The sequence below is a fragment of the Natronomonas aquatica genome (assembly GCF_024449025.1).
Classification (GTDB): domain Archaea; phylum Halobacteriota; class Halobacteria; order Halobacteriales; family Haloarculaceae; genus Natronomonas; species Natronomonas aquatica.
Window position 1 is genome coordinate 68,458 of record NZ_JAHLKM010000002.1, and the last position, 19,008, is coordinate 87,465.

A 19,008-nucleotide genomic window follows, 5' to 3' on the forward strand; every position below is an offset into this window, starting at 1 on the left:
GTCTACGAGGACCGACCGCCGGAACCGATATCGAGGATCCGGTCGATCACCCGTTCGGGGTTGTCGTTCCCGAGAGCGGACTCGACGAGCAGTTGACCGCCGAGGACGGCGGGGCTCAACACGATATCCGCCCCGGCCCGCCGGAGCTTGCTGATGTTCTCGCGGTCGGTCGCCGCCGCGACGATCCGGAGCTCCGGGTTGAGTTCTCTGGCCGTCAACACGGCCATCGCGTCCTGTGCGTCGTCGTTCGTCGCGACGATGAGCGCCCGCGCCCGCTCGATGTGGACGCGTCTGAGCGGCTCCTCGTCGCTCGGATCCGCGGTGAAAACCTCGTGGCCATGCTCCCGGAGCTGTTTTGTGTCCTCGGGGTCGCGAACGATGACGACGGCGTTGTTCCCATCGAGGCTCTCGAGGATCGGTTCGGTCAGCTCACCGTAGCCGGTGACGACGTAGTGATTCTCCAGCAGTTCGAGTTGTTTGTCGCTCATGTTTCCGAGTGCGGTTGCGAGGCGGGCTTCGATGAGGGGTCCCAGAAGCGTCCCGAGGGCGACGCCGAAGCTGGCGACGCCGGCGAGCAGGACGGACATAGAGAAGAGCCGGCCGAACTGCGAGGTGGCGGTGAGATCGCCGTATCCGACCGTCGAGGCCGTAACGAGCGTGAAGTAGAACGCATCGAGTACCGTGTTCACCTGGTTGAATTCCTCGCGGAGGGCGTAGGTGCCGACGGTGCCGTAGACCTGTACCGAGACGATCGCGGCGAGGGAGGCGAGCTGTGCCATCGTCAGATCGACCGTCCGATCGAAGAACCGGCGGTTCAACAGGACGGCCGGCGTCGCCAGGACTGACGCCACGACGAGCGGAAGCGAAAGGAGGCTGGACTGTACCAGCCCCTGAAGACCGGTCACGGGCAACAGGACGGCCGAGAGGTACCAGGCGCTTCGGTAGCCACGGCGGAGACCATAGACGCTCACGAGCATCAGGAACCCGGTCATCGTCCCGGTGAAGCCGGCCGTCCGGGCAGCGAGTTCGGGTACGTACACCGCAAGCGGCCCTGAAAGCGTCGTCGAACTGATGTTGACGATCCCGGTGACGATCGACAGTATCGCGACGAGCGCCGTCAGAAAGACCGCAGTGTGCGTCCGGAACAGGATCAGACGCGTTCGGCGCTCGTCCTCCGCCGCCGATCCCACCATTACACTCCCCGTTTCCTTTGGATCGCTAAGAAGTCATCGCTCCGCCGCCCGGGCGACCGAACGGACGGCGAGCGGACGACAGCGCCGACAGTAGTTTACTTTGGGGCGTTATCGATATGTCCATGGCGCAATCGCTTCCGGTCGAGATCCTCTTTGGGATCTATCTCGGCGTGCTGACGGGGATGTTCCCCGCGTTCGTCTCATGGGGGCTCGGGTTCCTGTTCAAGTACATCACCGGAGTCTCGATTCCCGCCTTCGGTGTCGTCGTCCTCGCGTTGGCGCTCGCCGGCATCAACGGCGGGCTGCTCGCGTTGAACGATCCGGCAGTCCTCGCGTCCGGCTATCGGGTCGTCATCGCGCTCATCGTCGTGTTGATGATCTCGCTGTACGCCCATTCGAAGGGGGACTCGATGGGGGCGTCGGTTCCCAAACGGCTCTCGCTGAAAAGGATACGCGATCGGACGCTCTCGAGCGACGTCGTCGAACTCGTCGGCTCACGCGGGGAGGTCCGGATCGAGGTAATCGGCGAGGTCATCGATATGGAGGGGTATCCGCCGCTGTCGGAACGTACCAGAGCGGAGATCAAAGACAGCGAGTGGCGGCTGCCGGCCGATCTGCCGATCTCCGAACTCGAGACACGGTTCGTAGAGCGGCTCCGAACAGAACTCGGTCTGGCCGACGTCTCGGTGGACATCGACGAACGCGGACGGGCGACGGTCGTCGCCGCCCCGCCGCTTTCGGGGATCTCGAAGCGCGTCCCGGCGGGGAAACGCGCGGTCTCGATCGACGCGTTCGTCCCCACGGGGCTAGCTCGCGGGGACGAAGTCATCGTCCTCGCCGGCGACACGGAGATCGCCGGGACGGTCGTCGCCGCCAGGTCGTCGCTGAATACGGACGAGACAGTCAAAACCGACGGTGGAACCCCACCCGGGGAACCGATTCACCCGGCCGCCGCACCGACGACTACCGGCGGCGACGGCCGGGTGACCGTCGCAGTCGCCCGCTCGAGGGCCGCCGAACTGCTCGGTGTTGAACGGGGGAAAGTGATCGTGACCGCCCGCGGAACCAGACGGGAGTACGAACTCATCTCGATGCTTCGCCGGGCCGGCAAACGGTTCCGGAAGGCGACGGTCGGACCGAGCGGCGAACTCGCGGGGGCGACGATCGGGAGCGCGAACGTCCGTGAAGCACACGGAGTCGCGGTACTCGCGATCAAACGACCCGACGGCTGGCTCCTCGCCCCCCGAGGAGACACCGGGTTACGCGACGGCAACGAACTATTTGTCATCGGGACACGCGAGAACCTCGACGCGTTCGAGGAGGTGATCGCGTGAGTCCCTTCGCCGGGCAGTCGGCCGTGGTCGGGGACTTCCTCGTCGACATTAGCCGGGTGGTCGTTTTCACGCTCTTTGCGGCCGCCGTCGGGGGCCTCGTCGGGATCCTCCATCGGTGGTACGCCGGCGAACGGGTTTCCGATGGCCTGTCGGTACTCGTGGGCCTGAGCGTCGTCGCGATCTATCTGAACACCGCCGGGGCGCTCGGCGACGTGATCGGCGGGGATATCGATCTCTTCGCCGTGGAAACGGCGGTTTTCAACACCGTCACGTTCTTGCTCGCCGGGGGGGCAGCCGCGGCCGGCGGCCGTCTCGGCGATCGGATCGGCGTCGGGCTCTTCACCGTCTCGGGCGGCAGCGCCGTCGACAGGGACGTAAGCCGTATCGTTCGGACGGTCGGCCGGATAACGACTGTCGAACTGCCCGAGGAGATCGGCGACATCGACGGGTACAATCCGGTCGGCCCCACGATCAAGGAGAAACTCGCCGGGGAGACGCTCGTCTTCCCGCGACGGTTGACCGTCGAAGAACTCAGAACACGGTTCATCGAGCGGCTTCGGACGGATTACGGCGTCGGCCACGTTGACGTCGATTTCTCCGACGACGCGACCGTCGAGTATCTCGCATTAGGCGGCCGCGAATCCGGGATCGGGGCGACGCTGCCGCCGGGGAGCGCCGCGGTCGCCGTCAGGGCCGACCCGCCGAACAACGCCAGCCCCGGGGATACGGTCCAGGTGTGGACAGAGGGCGACCCCACGGCGGACACGGGCCCGAAACGCGTGACGAACGCCGAGATCCGGGGGACTGCGGGCGATCTGGTCACGCTCGCGATGGACGAACCGGACGCGAAACGGCTCGATACGGACCGGCGCTACCGGCTCGTAACGCTCCCGGTTGAGCCGCAGGCCGACCGAGAGTTCGCCGCTCAACTGCGGAGCGCCGAGGAGACGATGAGCGCGGTAACCGTCGGCGAAGGCAGTATCCTGATCGGGAACTCGATCGGCGCGGTCGACGTCGTCGTCGTCGCGATACGGACCGTCGGCGGGGAGATGGTCACGATTCCGACCCGGAGCCGGACGGTCGAAGCCGGCGAGACGATCTACGCGATCGGCCGCCCGGACCGACTCCGGAAACTCGAGAGCGCGGCCGCCCCCGCCCAACCCCCGTCCCCATCCCAGTCCCCGGCCGCCGACTCCCCGGATCGGATCGACGATTGATCGGCCGGCCGCGACGGTATCCGTCAGACCCAAACCTGCCGGCGACCGAGTGATCGTATGCCCGAGGAGGAGCCTATCGACCCGAGCGAGATCGGCGAAGGGGACGCCCCGCCGATCGAAGAAGCCCCCTACAAGATCGTCTTCGAGGCCAACAAGTGCATCGCGGCCGGCAAGTGCGCCGAGGTCTCGACGAACTGGGAGATGGACATCACGACCGGGATCGCAAAGCCCGACGTCTATTTCTTCGACGAATCGGATCTCGATCACAACCTCGACGCCGCCGAGAAGTGTCCGGCGAAGAAAGACCGAGGCGTGATCCACGTGGTCGACCGCCGGACAAACGAGGAGATCGCACCGGACCCCAACGGCGACGGGTCGCTGTCGGTCGACTGGTAGCCCCGAGCGACCGAAACATCCATCCGTCGCGGCATCCGAGTCACGGCCGCGCGAGGGTGGCCGAGTCTGGACAAAGGCGGCGGACTTAAGATCCGCTCCCGTAGGGGTCCGTGGGTTCGAATCCCTCCCCTCGCATAGCGAGATCGTGAGCGTCAGCGAACGATCTCGAACGCGAACGGCGAACGTCTGTGAGCCGTGAGCACTCGCTAGCTCGAACGAACGTGAGAGCTATGGGAGTGTGCGGAGGATTCGAATCCTGCAAGACGCAGCGCGAACGAAGTGAACGACCGTCTTGCTCCGGTTCGAATCCCTCCCCTCGCATAGCGAGATCGTGAGCGTCAGCGAACGATCTCGAACGCGAACGGCGAACGTCTGTGAGCCGTGAGCACTCGCTAGCTCGAACGAACGTACGTCGCGAACCCGTCGCTCCCGAGAACAGCGGCGTCACCGACAGCGGCGACTGATACCGCTAATGGGTGGTCTTAACACCTCTCCAGACGCGGATAGGCCCGTAACATGTCCGACGACAGAATTTACACAGACAGCATCCATGCGGGACAGGAGCCGGATCCGGCGACCGGGTCACGCGCGCCGCCGATCTACCAGACGACGTCGTACGTCTTCGACGACGACGAACACGCGGCGGAGATGTTCGCGCTCGAAGACGACCCGGCAGCGTACGCCGCGGCCTACGCGGGCAAGAACATCTACAGTCGGATTCAGAACCCGACGACGATGACCCTCGAGAACCGTCTGGCGACGCTCGAAGGCGGGATCGGGGCGATCACGACGTCGAGCGGCATGGCGGCGCTCGATCTGGCGATCTTCCTGCTGGCGGAAGACGGCGATAACATCGTGAGCTCCTCGGCGCTGTACGGCGGCACTTACACGTATCTCACCCACACCGTCGAGCGTCGCGGCGTCTCGACGAAGTTCGTCGACACGCTCGATTACGAGGCCTACGAGGAAGCGATCGACGAGGATACGGCCCTCCTCCACGTCGAAACGATCGGCAACCCGGCGCTCGTGACGCCGGATCTCGAACGACTCGCGGACATCGCCCACGACAACGATATCCCGCTGTTCGTCGACAACACCTTCGCGACACCGTATCTCTGCAAGCCCTTCGAGTACGGCGCGGATCTGATCTGGCACTCCACCACCAAGTGGATCCACGGGAGCGGCTCCACCATCGGCGGGGTACTCGTCGATTCCGGAAACTCCCCGTGGGGCGAGTGGGACTTCCCGGAGATCAGCGAAGAAAACCCGGCGTACCACGGCGTCAGTTTCGCCGAGCGGTTCGGAGAGGCCGCGTTCACGTACGCCGCTCGCGCCCGGGGACTCCGCGATCTGGGGAACCATCAGGCCCCCTTCGACGCGTGGGTGACACTCCAGAAAGTCGAGACGCTCCCGCTACGGATGGAACGGCACAGCGAAAACGCGATGGCCGTCGCCGAGTACCTGGAAGATCATCCCGAGGTGTCGTGGGTCAACTATCCGGGGCTGGAGTCGCATGAAACCCACGACAACGCGAGTGAATACCTCGACGGTGGCTACGGCGGCATGATCACCTTCGGGCTCGCCGACGGGTACGAGGCCGGCCGGCAGCTGTGTAACGAAGTCGAACTCGCCAGCCTGCTCGCGAACGTCGGCGACGCGAAGACGCTCATCATCCACCCGGCCTCGACGACCCACCAGCAGCTCACCGAAAAAGAACAGCAGGCAAGCGGGGTCACCGACGATCTCATTCGTCTGTCGGTCGGGCTGGAGGCTGTCGACGCGATCATCGAGGACCTCGATGGGGCCATCGAGACGGCGACGAACTGAGGACTCCCGCTACCCTTTATAAAATAGGACGACGGCAAACCCGACGAGGGCAGCCACGGGATACGCCGGGCGTTCGATGGCGGTCTCGGCGAGGAGGCCGGCGGTACTCGAATCGAGGGGCGGACCGCCGGCCCCGGTTCCCGTCCCGATGAGGGCCGAAGCGAGAAGCGCCGCGAGTGCGCCGAGCGCGAGCAGCGCGCCGACGGCGCTCACCGGATTGTCGTCGACCCAGTCGGCCAGCCGATAGATCGGCCAGAACAGAATTCCGCGTAATCCCATGCGTCACGCTACGCATCAGGGCGAAATAAAGCTATATACGGACCGTCCGGCGACGCCAGCGGACGACACGGCGGTTACTGCTCACCGAGCGTTATAGGACGTTCCGCCGTTCGAACAGTTCGCGCAGTTCGGCCATCGAGGAAACGACGACGTCACAGTGCGGCTCGACCGCCGGTTTCGGCTCGTAGCCGACGGCCAACCCGGCGACTTCGAGCATTGGCAGGTCGTTCGCGCCGTCGCCGACAGCGACGGTGTCGTCCATCCCGACGCCGACCTCGCTTGCCAGTTCCTCGAGCGCGTCGTCTTTCGTTCCCTCGATGAGCGGCCCCTCGGCGTGGCCGGTGAGCTTTCGGTTCCGGATCGGCAGCCGGTTGGCGACGATCGTATCGACGGAGACACCCTCCACAGAGAGGGCTTTCTCGACGCCGCGTTCGAAACCGCCGGTGAGGATCGCGACGTGGTGGCCCGCCGAGGCGAGCGCGTCGATGACGTCGGCGCTGCCGGGGCGCAACGCGACACGGTCGAAAGCGGCCTCGACGCGGTCGGCGGCGAGGCCGTCGAGCAGTTCGGCGCGGGCATAGAGGCTCTCGGCGTAGGAGAGTTCGTCGTTCATCGCCCGTTCGGTAATCTCGTCGATCTCTCCGGCGACCCCGGCTTCCTCGCCGAGCAGTACCGTCATCTCCGAATCCGAGAGCGTCCCGTCGAAGTCGAACGCGATGAGCATACCGACCATCGGCGGCGAGGGGTCACAAATCGTCCGGTTCGGTCCGTTCGATCCGCACCCGTCGGATCCGCGTGCTCGTGGCGTCGAGGACGGTCACCGTCGCCCCGGAGACCGCCTGTCCGGCCGGGAGGACCTGCACCGGAAGGGGGTCGCGAGACTCGCCACGGCGAGTTTGCGACGTTGTTACCGACGGGAACCGTCACCAGCAGTCGGCGGGGAGCGCACCGAGCGCGGTGCCGGCCCGGGTGCCCTCCGCGGCAAGGGCGCCGACCCGGTGTCGCGCGGGCGAGAAGATCGCGAGTTCGCTGCTGGAAAAGAAGGCGCTCGCGGGGGTCAAAACCAGGATACCGACGCTCCCCGCAACCGTGAGTCCGGGATTGAGAGCCATAGTCGGAGCAGTGCCGGCGTCCCGAAAGCGTCTGTCACTGTGACCGGGTAGTCACGGAGCGAACGTCAGACTCCAGACACCCGGTTGTTTAAATACGGTTTCGGGAGGTTTTATATACTGATCCGGATGGACACTCGGGGCTCCCCGCTGGCGTCCGAGCCGATGAAGAAAGGGTTATCCCTCCCGGAGGGGAGGATAAACGCATGAAGGTACTCGTTACGGATCCGATCTCGGATGCCGGCCTCGACGTTATCCGGGATGCGGGCCACGAGGTCGTTACCGACTACGAATCGGAGGGCAGCGATCTTCTGAATGCGGTCGCCGACGCGAACGCGCTCATCGTCCGGTCCGGAACCGACGTCACGAAGGAGGTCCTAGAAGCCGCATCGGAACTCGTCATCGTCGGTCGAGCCGGGATCGGCGTCGACAACATCGACATCGACGCGGCGACCGACCAGGGCGTCATCGTCGCCAACGCCCCGGAAGGCAACGTCAGAGCGGCCGCCGAACACACCGTCGCGATGGCCTTCGCCGCCGCCCGGTCCATCCCGCAGGCCCACGCCAGGCTCAAGACCGGCGAGTGGGCGAAAGGCGAGTACCTCGGCACTGAACTCAACGGCAAGACGCTCGGGATCGTCGGGCTGGGTCGTGTCGGCCAGGAAGTCGCCAAGAAGCTCGACTCGCTCGGGATGGATCTCGTCGCGTTCGATCCCTACATCTCCGAGGAGCGCGCCGAGCAGATCGGCGCAGAACTGGCCGATCTCGAGACAGTACTCGGACGTGCAGACGTGCTGACGATCCACACGCCGCTGACACCCGAGACCGAGGACATGATCGGTGAGGCGGAGTTGGCCGAGATGGAAGGCGGCTACGTCGTCAACTGCGCCCGCGGCGGTATCGTCGACGAACCGGCGCTGGCGGCGGCCGTCGAGGACGGGATCGTTGCCGGGGCCGCGCTGGACGTCTTCGCCGAGGAACCGCTTTCGGCCGACAGTCCGCTTTTGGACGTCGAGGACGTCACTGTCACGCCGCATCTGGGAGCCTCGACCGAGGCCGCACAGGAGAACGTCGCCGTCTCGACGGCCGAACAGGTCGTCGCCGCCTTCGAGGGCGAGCCGGTGATGAACGCGCTGAACGCCCCCTCGATCGACGAGTCGGCGTTCCCCCGGGTCGAGCCGTACATCGAACTCGCGGAGACGGCCGGCAAGATCGCCGTCCAGTTGCTCGACAGCCGCGTCGAGTCCGTCGAGATCAGCTACGAGGGTGATATCGCCGAGGAGGACGTCGAGATCGTCACCGCCTCCGCACTGAAAGGCGTCTTCCAGCCGCTCGAGTGGCAGGTCAACGCCGTCAACGCGCCCCGAATCGCCGAGCAACGTGGGATCGGGGTCTCGGAAACCAAGCGGCGACAGGCCGAGGACTTCCAGTCGCTCGTCACCGTCACCGTGAGCGACGGCGAGGAGGCGATCGGCGTCTGCGGGACGCTCTTTGCCGACGACGACGCCCGGATCGTCCGCGTCGACGGCTACCGCGTCGACGCGATCCCCGGCGGGAAGATGATGGTCACGCGCAACACCGACGAGCCCGGTGTCATCGGCCACATCGGTACCGTCATGGGGAAATACGACGTGAACATCGCCGGGATGTTCAACGCCAGAGAGACCGACGGCGGCGAGGCCCTGACAGTGTACAACGTCGATCAGGAGGTCCCCCGGGGCGCACGCGAGGAGCTTGAATCCGACCCGCGTATCATCGAGACGAAGTACATCAGCCTCAACGGTTGATCCAGCGCCGACACACAAAGGACGGAGTTTTACCGCCCCGTAATCAAAACCCACTAATGAGCGACGACGACGGCGAGCAGTCCGACAAACAGAGATACGAGTTCCAGAAAGTGATCGAGGAACTCGACGACTACTCGGGGTCGGGTACCCAGCTCGTGTCGATCTACATTCCGGAGGACAGACAGGTCAGCGACGTGGTCGCCCACGTCACCCAGGAACACAGCGAAGCGTCGAACATCAAATCGAAGCAGACCCGAACGGCGGTCCAGGACGCCCTCAAAAGCATCAAGGACCGGCTGAAATACTACGACACTTTCCCCCCTGAAAACGGGATGGTACTCTTTTCGGGGGCGGTCGACGCCGGCGGCGGCCAGACCGACATGGTCACCGAAGTGCTCGAGTCGCCGCCGGACCCGATCGAATCGTTCCGGTACCACTGCGATTCGCACTTTCTGACCGAACCGCTCCAGGAGATGCTCGGCGACAAGGGGCTGTACGGCCTCGTCGTCCTCGACCGCCGGGAGGCCAACGTCGGGTGGCTGAAGGGCAAACGCGTCGAACCGGTCAAATCGGCCTCCTCTCTGGTCCCCGGCAAACAGCGGAAGGGCGGCCAGTCAGCCCAGCGGTTCGCCCGGCTCCGGCTCGAGGCGATCGACAACTTCTATCAGGAGGTCGCGGGGATGGCGAACGATCTCTTCGTCCCGAAGCGCCACGAGATGGACGGCATCTTGATCGGCGGGCCCTCCCCGACCAAAGACGAATTCGTCGACGGAGACTATCTCCACCACGAACTCCAGGACATGGTACTCGGGAAGTTCGACGTCTCCTACACCGACGAATCCGGTCTCTACGATCTGGTCGACGCCGCAGAGGACGTGCTGGCCGAGACGGAGGTAATGAAGGACAAATCCGAGATGGAGGAGTTCTTCGAACAGCTCCACGACGGCGGGAAGGCGACCTACGGGTTCGACGCCACCCGCCAGAACCTCATGATGGGATCGGTCGATCGTCTGTTGATAAGCGAGGACCTCCGGAAGGACGTCGTCACCTACGATTGTGGATCCCGCGAGGAGTTCGAACTCGTCGACCGGCGGGCCGACACGCCGGCACATACCTGCGAGAACGGGGGCGAGGGCGAGGTCGTCGAACGCGAGGACGCGATCGATCACCTCATCGAGCTGGCCGAACAGCGCGGCTCCGAGGTGAAGTTCATCTCGACGGACTTCGAGAAGGGCGACCAGTTGCTTTCGGCATTCGGCGGGATCGCCGGCATTCTCCGGTACTCGACGGGCGTCTAGGGCGGCGTTTCGCGTTCAAAACGGCAGCACCGATATCCCGAGCAGATACGTCGAGGCAATATCGCCGGCGAATACGAGGAACATCGCCGCCGCCACGCGTCTGATCAGCGTCATGTTCAGATACTGCGTCGTCCGCGCGAAAGTCACGGCGGTGAGTGTGCTTACCGGAACGATCGCGGCCATCTCGCCGACCCAGATCGCCGGGTTGGCGCCGTAGGTGGCCGCGAGACTGATCGTGATAAGCTGTGTCTTGTCGCCGAACTCGGCGACAGCCATCGCGGAAAACGACGAGAGATACCCTTCCCAGTTCGAGACGGGGGAGGTCCCGCCGTCGGTCGTTGCGGCTTCCCCCGGGTTCGGCTCCGCCGACGTACCGTCCATCGCGGACCCGTCATAGAGGATCCAGACCGCGAACAGCACGAACAGCCCGGCCGTCGCGGCGTCGAGATAGGCGACCGGGAGCGCCCCCCTGAGGGCCTCCCCGAGCAGGATCTCGAGGACGGTCCAGCCGCCGAAGGCCGTCGCGGCGCCGGCGACGACGAGGTAGGGGTTGTAGGTCGTCGCGAGCCCCGCGATCACCAGCTGGCCCTTCTCGCCGGGAAGGGCGAGCAACTGCAGCGTGAACGCGGTCACGAACACCTCGACCCACATTGTATCGGGGTTACTCTCGGGAGCCTAAAGGGTGCGGATTCCCGACAGCTCTGCGGCGTCGTCGGCCGGATCACTCCTCCAGAAGCTGTTCGAGCTGGTGGCGCCGCCGGTCGATGTCGAAGTCGGGATCGACGCCGCCCTGAACGTTGAGCCGATCGAGAAGCAACAGCGGATCGGCGCCCGCGGCCTCGGCCGCCGGTATCAGCGCTTCCAGGGCGTTCCGATTGAGCGCGAGCGAGTCCAACAGCCCGATCGCGATCGCGAGCGGGACCGCCGCCTCGTCGGTCGGGAACGCACTCGAGATCCGATCGAACCGCGGATCCGGATCGGCGGTGCCGTCCCCGGGGGCCGTCAGCGTGAGACACTCCGGACAGAGCGCGGCCCGATCGGACGCCTCGGGGAGGTGGGTTCGGTACGTCGCCGGCACGTCGAAGACGACAGGTCGGGCACCGCAGTTCGGACACTCCATGCCGTCGTTACCGATCCGACGGACATCAAACCGTCCGTTCCCGACGAGAGATAGCAGTCCCCGTCCCGTGCCCGAACGGTAACTTATTAGCGTCTACTGGGGATATCCGCACCCGAGAGATGACGGCAGCCCCAGGCGTATGTGTGATCACCCCGACCGTTCGCAATCCCGGATTCATCGAGGCGTACGTTCGAAACGCCGAGGAGAACGGGTTCGATACCGACCGACTGTTCGTGTTGATGGTGACGGAGGACTTCTGTGATACCGACGGGATGCGGGCGCTGCTCGATCGGCTGGGAGTCGAGGGCGCGGTGTTCGGGGGGAAAGAACGGGACGCCTGGTACGAGGAACGCGGCGTCGGCGCGTACTCGGACGTCGTCCCGTCCGCCTCCCACGCCGAGACCAGTTTCGGGCTGCTCTACCTGTGGGACCGCCCGGGGTTCGAGTACGGCGTCTTCCTCGACGACGATACGGCGCCACATCCCGACTTCGATTTCTTCGGGACACACCTCGACCAACTGGGAACCCGGCGGACGGTCGAACACGTCTCCTCCGACGAACGGTGGGTGAACGTGCTGTATCAGAACGCCGACGAACACGGGCTGTATCCACGCGGCTACCCGTACTCGGCGATGGACGAGACCATCGAGACGGAAACCAAAGAGACCGACGAGATCGTCGCCTCCCAGGGGCTGTGGACGAACATCCCCGACCTCGATGCGGTCCGGATCCTGATGGACGGCGACCTCAAGGGACAGGCACAGACGTTGACGAAAAAAGAGGATTTCACCCACAGTTTTGCGGCCGCCGAGGGCAACTTCCTTACGGTCTGTTCGATGAACCTGGCGTTCAAACGCGAGATCGTCCCTGCGTTCTATCAGTTCCCGATGGACGACAACGAGTGGGGGATCGGCCGGTTCGACGACATCTGGTCGGGGCTGACGCTCAAAAAAGCAGCCGACATGCTCGATAAAAGCCTCATCAACGGGTTCCCGCTGTGTGAACACAACAAGGCCGAACGGAGCACGTTCAGCGATCTGACGAACGAGGCCCCCGCCCTGGAGTTGAACGAACACTTCTGGGAGGCACTTGCCGCCGCCCCCGACGAGGCAGACGACTACGCCGACGCCTACGAGGAGATGATCAGCGCGGTCGAGGCGTACGATTTCTCCGAGTACGACAACGCGGAGTTCATCGAATTCGCCGTCGAGAAGATGGAGCGGTGGCTCGTTGTTCTCAACGAGTTACAATCAGAAAAGTAATGGGTCGTACGGCGTCATGTGAACTCAAATGCGGAACACGGTCTTTGTCGTGCTCGATTCCATGCGGCGTGATCACCTGGGGGCCTACAACGAAGCGGTGGACTTCACCGAACACATCGACCGCATCGCCGAGGAATCGATCGTATACGAGGACGCAGTCGCACAGGCACCGTGGACACTCCCGTCGCATGCCTCGGTGTTCACCGGGACGTATCCGTGGGAACACGGGGCGACCAACCAGAACGCCCACCTGGAGACGGACGGACCGACGCTGGCCGAGAAGTTCGAGCGGGAAGGCTACACGACGGCTGCCGTCACCCCCAACATCTGGGTGACACCGCACAAGGGGATGACCGACGGCTTCGGGACAGTAGAGAACTTCCTCGGTCTGGGGGGGCTGACACCGTTCGAGAAGCTCTACCGGAGCGCGTCCAAGTTCCTCGAGCGGATGGACGAGAGGATCCGGCGGCCGATCGTCGAGCCGCTAAACCGGATGTTCGACGCGGCCGATATCGATACGGCGTGTCGGTCCGCGGAGACGATCGACGCCGCGATCGACTTTCTGGGGGCACACGCCGGGGATCGGGATCCGTTCTTCTTGTTCGTCAACCTGATGGAACCCCACGAGCCGTACGACCCGCCACAGGAGTATCTCGATCGGCACGGCGTTCGGGACCTGAGCGCCGTCCCGGACGACAACGAGGCGTTCTTCGTCGGCGAGACCGATTACAGCGAACTGCGGGCGGCGTATCGGGCCTCGGCCGATTACACCGACGACCTGATCGGCCGGCTCGATCGGGCGCTGTCGACACACGGTCTCGACGAGACGGTCCTCGTCGTGGCGGGGGATCACGGCCAGGCGCTCGGGGAGGGCGATTTTTTCGGCCACCAGTTCACGGTCCGCGAGGAGGTGGTCTCGGTGCCGCTCCTCGTTCGACACCCGGACGAATCCCCGCGTCGGGACGATCGGCTGGTGGAGCTCAGGGAACTGTACCGGCTCCTCCCCCGGGTCGCAGGCATCGATAGCTACGAGGGGCTCGGGACGGACACGGCCCTGGGCGGCTACGAGTTCCCGGAGGTGTTCAAACGCTACATCGACGAGGACCGGATGGACCACTACTACCGCAAGTACCGCTACTACCGCACCGGGGACGAGAAGTTCGTCAAGAGCGAACGGGAGGACGGGACAGTCTCCTACACGCGGACCGACCTCGAGACGGGGACGGAGCGCCGCGTCGAGGGAGAACACCGGCGGTTGCTCGACGAACTGGACGACGCCGAGGAGAGCCAAACATCGCGATCGACGATCGAGGAGAACGAAGCGATCGAGCGACGACTCGAGGAACTCGGTTACCGATAGAAAATGACTGACGAATGATACATCCACACCGCCGGACGGGACGGGTGGGACCATGCAGCGGGACTGAACGATGAACGAACGAACCAACCGTATACTGTGGTTTCTGCTCTCGACCGGGATACTCGCCGGCCTCGTGTACTTATCGGATTACAGGGAGTTCGTTGACGTCCTCTTCGGCTCCGATCCCGGATACGTGGCGCTGGCGATCGCGTGTGGCTGTTTCACGCTGTTCATGTGGGGCGTCGTCTGGCACCGGTTCTTTCGGTTGCTCGATATCCCGATCCGGTTTCGGGACTCGCTCAGCCTGTTGCTCGCCGGGACGTTTCTGAACTCCGTGACGCCGCTGGGGCGGTTCGGCGGCGAACCGTTCGTGGCGCACCTGATCACACGGAAGACCGACGCGACGTTCCCGCAGGCGCTATCGAGCGTCTCCTCGGCCGATCTCTCCAACGCGTTTCCGTTCGTCACGTTCGGCACGGTCGCCGTGCTGTATCTGGCGGTGTTCGGCACCATACAGAGCGTCGTCGCCGACATCGTCCCGGGGGTGGCCGTGCTGGTGGTCCTCTCGGTGGCGACGGTCTATCTCCTCTGGTTCGGCGGGATGCAGGATCTCTCGGGGTACGTCGGCAGCCGACTCGGTTTGAACGTCGACTTCGGCCGGTTCCAGCCGTACGTCGATTCGGGCAAAAAAAAGGTCGGACAGACCCTCTCTCGGATGCGTAGTGTCGGTGACAATCCCCGGGAGGTCGCCCCGACGCTTCTGTTCTCCCACATCGCCGTTCTGGGACACATCGGCGCGGTGTATTTCGTTTTGCTTTCCGTCGGCGTCGAACCGATGCTACATACGATTCTGCTTGTGGTAGCGCTCTCGGCGTTCCTGACGTTCTCGCCGACCCCGGGGAGCGTGGGGACGTTCGAAGCCGGGTTCGCGGGGCTGATCGTCGTGTTCTTTCCGGTATCCGGCGCGACCGCGACGACCGTCGCGGTCCTCTATCGGGTCGGCACGTATCTCCCCGGCGTCGTCTTCGGGTACGTCAGCCTCGCCGGCATCAGGGGATTGAAATAGAGCGCCGAAGGCCCGTTCCAGGACGCCACGCCGGGAGGAACCCTCACAATCCCGAATATTCACTTTTAATACCCACCCCTGATAGGCAAAGGATAACTCCTATGATGATCGCCGCGTTCATGCCTGTTTTGAACGAAGCGGAACGTATCGGCCGGGCGATCTCGTCGCTGCAACGACAGACACACCCGATCTCGAAGCTGGTCGTGGTCGACGGCGGCAGTACCGATACGACACACGAGGAAGTCGAGGCGATCGCCACCGAAACCGACTTCGAGATCGACCTGCACGTGATCGAGGGGGCTGGCGTCCGGTACTCCTCGCAGTTCGGCGCCGAGAAGGCCGCCGAACACCTTTCGGAAGAAGGGAACGGAAACGACGGGGTTGTTCTCAGACTCGAGGGCGATTCGGCTCTCGAGGAGACGTTCGTCGAGCGGGCCGTCTCGCGGCTCGAAGACGAGTCCCACACCGTGTTCGGCGGGCCGGTCAAACCGCACGATCCGGCCGAGAAACCGTTTTTGAAGCGCGTATTTACGCTCGTACAGAACGCCGAGGAGCTGCCGAAGGGTCGCGGGATGGCGTTCAGAGCGAGCGATTTCTACGCGGTCGAGGGCTACCGGATGGAATCGGAGGAGGACATCCAGGCCTCCGAGATCGACTGCCTCGAAGACGGAATCCTCGTCTCCAAGCTACAGGAGCGGGGCGGGGTCGCGTTCTGTCACGACACCTGCGTCTACAGCACCGTCCCCTCGACATCGGCGACCTCGCCCCGGCGGTGGTGGATCGCCGCGAAGATCGAACGGGAGATGGGACCGACCAGCTACTTCACCCGGATCGCGAGCCCGGTCAACAAGCTCTTTTATCTCGGCGAGCGGTTCGTCGAGGCGGTTCACAGCCGGCGGCAGGTCCCCTGAGAGTGTGACCGTACGGCCGTACTATCTTGATTCAGCGAGAGAATCCAGCCCTTCCCGTGAGTGACGAGTGTTCCGACGCTCAGTCGGAACCGAGGAGCGAACAGGGCGGGCGTGAATCGCGTAAGCTCTGTGCAACGAACCACTCGGTTTCTCCCTACTGAATACCTCACGTCACAAGAATTATCTGACTTGGATTGTCTATATCTGCTAAGGCCAAATGAAGTATCATCTGCAAACCGGATCGCATACAGTGTACGCGCTCCAGTATCACTTTGTGACCGTCACGAAGTACCGTGCCGATATTCTTACCGAAGAGCGGCTTGAGCGTGTCGCTGAAATCGCCCACGATATTGCAGATGGCTTTGAGGCTGACATCAAGAACGTGGACGGCGGCACCGACCACGTTCATATCCTGTTTCAGACCAAACCAACCACAGACCTCACGAAGTTCATCAACTCACTCAAAGGTGTCACGTCTCGACGGATTCGGTCGGAGTTTCCCGAAGTGACTCAGACGCTCGAAGATGCGTTCTGGCAACCGGGATACTTCCTCGCCACGACCGGCCAAGTGAGCATTGACGTGCTGATGGACTACGTGGACGACCAGTAGCATGACCGCGACAACCACGAAAACGCTGGAAGCTACGCTCGCCCCGCCGACAGCACACAAAGAGCGGAAACTGTGTGACCTGCTCGACACCTACCGGGAGGGGCTGCACGAGGCCTTCGACGCCGAGTGTGGCACGATGAGCGCAACCAGCGACGTGGTGACGACTTATGACCTCCCGTATCAGGTGAAAGCAGCCCTGTGCAACTACGTCCCGCAACTTCACGACACCTACGACGCACAGGAGCTAGACGACAACCACCCGGTTCGGCTCACCAACCAAGCCGCCGAGTTCGACCACTCGGCGGCGCGTGACTACGAGTTTACGTGGTGGGCACCACAACCCGGTCGCGGGACGAATTTCTGGATACCGCTTCGTATCAATCCCGAACAAGACGGTCTGTGGCACGACCTCGTATATGGGGACGCTTCGGCGGGACAACTCCGACTGCAACGCCACCGCGCGTCGTGGACACTCCACGTCACCGTCGAATTCCCGGTCAAAGAACCAGACTACGAACCGACAGACGACGATGTAACGCCAGTCGGCTTCGATATTGGCGAAGCGCACCTGCTCGCGGGCTGTGCCTGCGAGCAGGGCACTCCGACCGACCCACTGCTTATCAACGGAGGCCGCGCTCGCCACCTCCGCAAAGAGATGTTCACGACACTCAAGCGCCTCCAAGAGCGTGACGCCGCCCAGTGGCGGATAGACGAGCGATTCGACCACTATCAGAACGCACTCACAGACATCATCGAGAAGGCGTCTCGACGTGCCGTCGAGTACGCCTGTCGATTCGAGAAGCCAGTCCTCGTGCTGGAAGACCTCTCGGACATCCGCGAAGACCTCGATTACGGCGAGTGGATGAACCGACGCCTCCACGCATGGGCGTTCGCTCGGCTTCAACAGCGCATCGAGGACAAAGCACGAGAGGCGGGGATTCCGGTTAGATACGTCCGACCGGGGTACACGAGCCAGACGTGTCACGAGTGCGGTCACATCGGGCACCGGAACGGCGACGTGTTCCGGTGTGCGAACGACGAGTGTTGGGTGTCGGAGTACCACGCAGACATCAACGCGGTCGCCAGACTACGTCTGGCGGGCAGCCAGAAATCTGCGATTTCTGGCCACGGCGGTCAACATCGCTGACCGCCACGACCCGTGGGGTGAGAGCCTGCCGCTGAAACCGGCGGGCGATGACATCTCACGGGATGGGAGCGCCTGTGACAGCGCCACGACCTCGTTCGAGACGGCGGAGCCGTCTCGTGATCACGAAAGACGCGACGCGTCTTTCGAACGACACCGAGAGACGAGCGAGAGACCCTCGCAGATGACCCTCTCGACTCTCCACGGGCCGGAACCCTCTGCCAGCAACAACGAAACGTAGCTGGTATTCCCATGCCGGGAAGCCGCACCGTTCACGGCGCGGAGGATGTCACTCCGTATATTTATGTACTCCACAGCGGTAGACCGTTGTGAAGCGTGCAGGTGTTTACCTCCCCGCGACACCGACGGATCGCACTGGCCGGACTCGCAGGCTTCACGCTCGGGCTGGCCGGCCTGTATCTGGCGATCCGGACGTACCTACCGTTCGTCTTCGAGCCCGATGAGCTTCGGGTGGTCGTCGAGCAGTTCGGCCTGATCGCGCCGATCGTGTACATCGTCGCCCACACGATACAGGTAGTGGTGATGGCGCTGCCCGGATACGCGATGGCCGTCGTCGGCGGGATCCTCTTCGGACCGTTCTTCGGGACTGCCTACACCATGGTCGGGGTCACGCTCGGGAGCGCGATCGCCTTCCTCATCGCCCGTCTCTACGGCCGCCCGGTCGTCGAGCGGCTGCTCCACGAGAACGCCCTCGAGAAGTTCGACACGTTCACCCAACAAGCCGGGGTACCGGGCCTGTTTCTGTTCGTGTTGATCCCCGTGCTACCGGAGGACGTCATCAGTTTCGTGGCCGGCCTGTCGCATTTCCGGCTGCCCGTGTTCGTCGCCGTCGTCTTCCTCGGTCGGCTTCCGGCCGCCGCCGTCGCCGTGCTTGCCGGCGACGGGATCGCGGCCAGCCAGTTCCTGGAGGCCAGCCTCTGGATTTCGTCGCTCGTCTCCGCCTCGGTGGTCACGTACTACTACCGTGAGGAAATCCTTGAACAGATCAGTGCGTCGGGCTGGTGAACGGCGGGACCGGGCCGTCCGGTGTATTATAAATATCGAAAGAGACGGTTTGGTGTGACTGACTTTCCG

At 63.9% G+C, this 19,008-nt stretch carries 18 protein-coding genes, 1 tRNA gene and 1 pseudogene; 14 read left to right on the top strand and 6 right to left on the bottom strand.

What is annotated here, in order from left to right; genetic code table 11:
- Positions 1–2: 2 nt before the first annotated feature.
- Positions 3–1,193, bottom strand: coding sequence for an NAD-binding protein (locus KM295_RS02235; RefSeq protein ID WP_256028239.1), 1,191 nt, complete (start codon positions 1,191–1,193; stop codon positions 3–5).
- 122 nt (positions 1,194–1,315) lie between these two features.
- Here KM295_RS02235 and KM295_RS02240 point away from each other — a divergent pair, with 122 nt between their 5' ends.
- The 5 genes from KM295_RS02240 (at position 1,316) to KM295_RS02260 (ending at position 5,967) form a co-directional block, all read left to right on the top strand.
- Positions 1,316–2,527 (top strand): potassium channel family protein, encoded by a 1,212-nt coding sequence (locus tag KM295_RS02240; protein WP_418904730.1) that lies wholly within the window; start codon positions 1,316–1,318, stop codon positions 2,525–2,527.
- Positions 2,524–3,744: a TrkA C-terminal domain-containing protein gene (locus KM295_RS02245; protein WP_256028241.1), complete on the top strand. Its 1,221-nt coding sequence runs from the start codon at positions 2,524–2,526 to the stop codon at positions 3,742–3,744. The genes KM295_RS02240 and KM295_RS02245 overlap by 4 nt, the downstream gene beginning before the upstream one ends.
- A 57-nt stretch (positions 3,745–3,801) precedes the next feature.
- Positions 3,802–4,140 (top strand): ferredoxin, encoded by a 339-nt coding sequence (locus tag KM295_RS02250; RefSeq protein WP_256028242.1) that lies wholly within the window; start codon positions 3,802–3,804, stop codon positions 4,138–4,140.
- Between the two features lie 50 nt (positions 4,141–4,190).
- A tRNA-Leu gene (locus KM295_RS02255) sits at positions 4,191–4,275 on the top strand.
- A 381-nt stretch (positions 4,276–4,656) separates the two neighbouring features.
- Entirely contained in the window at positions 4,657–5,967 is a 1,311-nt protein-coding gene (locus tag KM295_RS02260) for an O-acetylhomoserine aminocarboxypropyltransferase/cysteine synthase family protein (protein WP_256028243.1), read from the top strand.
- 9 nt (positions 5,968–5,976) lie between these two features.
- On the opposite strand, the gene KM295_RS02265 is transcribed toward KM295_RS02260, so the two are convergent.
- The 3 genes from KM295_RS02265 to KM295_RS02275 all read right to left on the bottom strand — a co-directional run bounded on the left by KM295_RS02265 (position 5,977) and on the right by KM295_RS02275 (position 7,358).
- Positions 5,977–6,246, bottom strand: a complete 270-nt coding sequence (locus tag KM295_RS02265; RefSeq protein ID WP_256028244.1) for a hypothetical protein — start codon at positions 6,244–6,246, stop codon at positions 5,977–5,979.
- 91 nt (positions 6,247–6,337) lie between these two features.
- Complete coding sequence (gene serB, locus KM295_RS02270) at positions 6,338–6,970, bottom strand: phosphoserine phosphatase SerB (RefSeq protein ID WP_256028245.1); 633 nt, start codon at positions 6,968–6,970, stop codon at positions 6,338–6,340.
- A gap of 199 nt (positions 6,971–7,169) precedes the next feature.
- Positions 7,170–7,358 (bottom strand): hypothetical protein, encoded by a 189-nt coding sequence (locus KM295_RS02275; protein ID WP_256028246.1) that lies wholly within the window; start codon positions 7,356–7,358, stop codon positions 7,170–7,172.
- Between the two features lie 203 nt (positions 7,359–7,561).
- Between KM295_RS02275 and serA the strand changes: the two genes are divergently transcribed.
- Together serA and prf1 are read left to right on the top strand one after the other, a co-directional pair.
- Positions 7,562–9,142 (top strand): phosphoglycerate dehydrogenase, encoded by a 1,581-nt coding sequence (gene serA / locus KM295_RS02280; protein ID WP_256028247.1) that lies wholly within the window; start codon positions 7,562–7,564, stop codon positions 9,140–9,142.
- Positions 9,143–9,198: 56 nt separating this feature from the next.
- The gene (gene prf1, locus KM295_RS02285) at positions 9,199–10,440 is read left to right on the top strand and encodes a peptide chain release factor aRF-1 (protein WP_256028248.1); all 1,242 of its coding nucleotides are present in this window, start codon (positions 9,199–9,201) and stop codon (positions 10,438–10,440) included.
- 15 nt (positions 10,441–10,455) lie between these two features.
- Here the strand turns inward: prf1 and KM295_RS02290 are convergent, their stop codons facing one another.
- Together KM295_RS02290 and KM295_RS02295 are read right to left on the bottom strand one after the other, a co-directional pair.
- Positions 10,456–11,091: a TMEM165/GDT1 family protein gene (locus tag KM295_RS02290; protein WP_256028249.1), complete on the bottom strand. Its 636-nt coding sequence runs from the start codon at positions 11,089–11,091 to the stop codon at positions 10,456–10,458.
- Positions 11,092–11,161: 70 nt separating this feature from the next.
- A complete protein-coding gene (locus KM295_RS02295) occupies positions 11,162–11,560 on the bottom strand; it encodes a DUF6276 family protein (RefSeq protein WP_256028250.1) in 399 nt (132 codons plus the stop codon).
- Between the two features lie 119 nt (positions 11,561–11,679).
- On the opposite strand from KM295_RS02295, the gene KM295_RS02300 reads away from it, so the two are divergent.
- The 7 genes and pseudogenes from KM295_RS02300 (at position 11,680) to KM295_RS02330 (ending at position 18,939) form a co-directional block, all read left to right on the top strand.
- Positions 11,680–12,822 carry an alpha-1 4-glucan-protein synthase gene (locus KM295_RS02300; protein WP_256028251.1) on the top strand — a complete coding sequence of 381 codons (1,143 nt, stop codon included), beginning with the start codon at positions 11,680–11,682 and terminating at the stop codon, positions 12,820–12,822.
- A gap of 28 nt (positions 12,823–12,850) precedes the next feature.
- The gene (locus KM295_RS02305) at positions 12,851–14,182 is read left to right on the top strand and encodes a sulfatase (RefSeq protein WP_256028252.1); all 1,332 of its coding nucleotides are present in this window, start codon (positions 12,851–12,853) and stop codon (positions 14,180–14,182) included.
- A gap of 70 nt (positions 14,183–14,252) precedes the next feature.
- Positions 14,253–15,248, top strand: coding sequence for a lysylphosphatidylglycerol synthase transmembrane domain-containing protein (locus KM295_RS02310; RefSeq protein WP_256028253.1), 996 nt, complete (start codon positions 14,253–14,255; stop codon positions 15,246–15,248).
- Between the two features lie 101 nt (positions 15,249–15,349).
- Positions 15,350–16,159: a glycosyltransferase gene (locus KM295_RS02315; protein ID WP_256028254.1), complete on the top strand. Its 810-nt coding sequence runs from the start codon at positions 15,350–15,352 to the stop codon at positions 16,157–16,159.
- 217 nt (positions 16,160–16,376) lie between these two features.
- Positions 16,377–16,769 (top strand): IS200/IS605 family transposase, encoded by a 393-nt coding sequence (tnpA, locus tag KM295_RS02320; RefSeq protein WP_256028255.1) that lies wholly within the window; start codon positions 16,377–16,379, stop codon positions 16,767–16,769.
- Between the two features lies 1 nt (position 16,770).
- Positions 16,771–18,154, top strand: a pseudogene (locus KM295_RS02325) (RNA-guided endonuclease TnpB family protein).
- 95 nt (positions 18,155–18,249) lie between these two features.
- Positions 18,250–18,939, top strand: coding sequence for a TVP38/TMEM64 family protein (locus tag KM295_RS02330; protein ID WP_256028256.1), 690 nt, complete (start codon positions 18,250–18,252; stop codon positions 18,937–18,939).
- Positions 18,940–19,008: the final 69 nt, after the last annotated feature.

Bases quoted from the DNA above. Each gene is read 5' to 3' on its own strand.
- KM295_RS02235 (WP_256028239.1), bottom strand. From the start codon at position 1,193: ATGGTGGGATCGGCGGCGGAGGACGAGCGCCGAACGCGTCTGATCCTG.
- KM295_RS02240 (WP_418904730.1), top strand. From the start codon at position 1,316: ATGGCGCAATCGCTTCCGGTCGAGATCCTCTTTGGGATCTATCTCGGC.
- KM295_RS02250 (WP_256028242.1), top strand. From the start codon at position 3,802: ATGCCCGAGGAGGAGCCTATCGACCCGAGCGAGATCGGCGAAGGGGAC.
- KM295_RS02260 (WP_256028243.1), top strand. From the start codon at position 4,657: ATGTCCGACGACAGAATTTACACAGACAGCATCCATGCGGGACAGGAG.
- KM295_RS02265 (WP_256028244.1), bottom strand. From the start codon at position 6,246: ATGGGATTACGCGGAATTCTGTTCTGGCCGATCTATCGGCTGGCCGAC.
- serB (WP_256028245.1), bottom strand. From the start codon at position 6,970: ATGCTCATCGCGTTCGACTTCGACGGGACGCTCTCGGATTCGGAGATG.
- KM295_RS02275 (WP_256028246.1), bottom strand. From the start codon at position 7,358: ATGGCTCTCAATCCCGGACTCACGGTTGCGGGGAGCGTCGGTATCCTG.
- serA (WP_256028247.1), top strand. From the start codon at position 7,562: ATGAAGGTACTCGTTACGGATCCGATCTCGGATGCCGGCCTCGACGTT.
- prf1 (WP_256028248.1), top strand. From the start codon at position 9,199: ATGAGCGACGACGACGGCGAGCAGTCCGACAAACAGAGATACGAGTTC.
- KM295_RS02290 (WP_256028249.1), bottom strand. From the start codon at position 11,091: ATGTGGGTCGAGGTGTTCGTGACCGCGTTCACGCTGCAGTTGCTCGCC.
- KM295_RS02295 (WP_256028250.1), bottom strand. From the start codon at position 11,560: ATGGAGTGTCCGAACTGCGGTGCCCGACCTGTCGTCTTCGACGTGCCG.
- KM295_RS02300 (WP_256028251.1), top strand. From the start codon at position 11,680: ATGACGGCAGCCCCAGGCGTATGTGTGATCACCCCGACCGTTCGCAAT.
- KM295_RS02305 (WP_256028252.1), top strand. From the start codon at position 12,851: ATGCGGAACACGGTCTTTGTCGTGCTCGATTCCATGCGGCGTGATCAC.
- KM295_RS02310 (WP_256028253.1), top strand. From the start codon at position 14,253: ATGAACGAACGAACCAACCGTATACTGTGGTTTCTGCTCTCGACCGGG.
- KM295_RS02315 (WP_256028254.1), top strand. From the start codon at position 15,350: ATGATGATCGCCGCGTTCATGCCTGTTTTGAACGAAGCGGAACGTATC.
- tnpA (WP_256028255.1), top strand. From the start codon at position 16,377: ATGAAGTATCATCTGCAAACCGGATCGCATACAGTGTACGCGCTCCAG.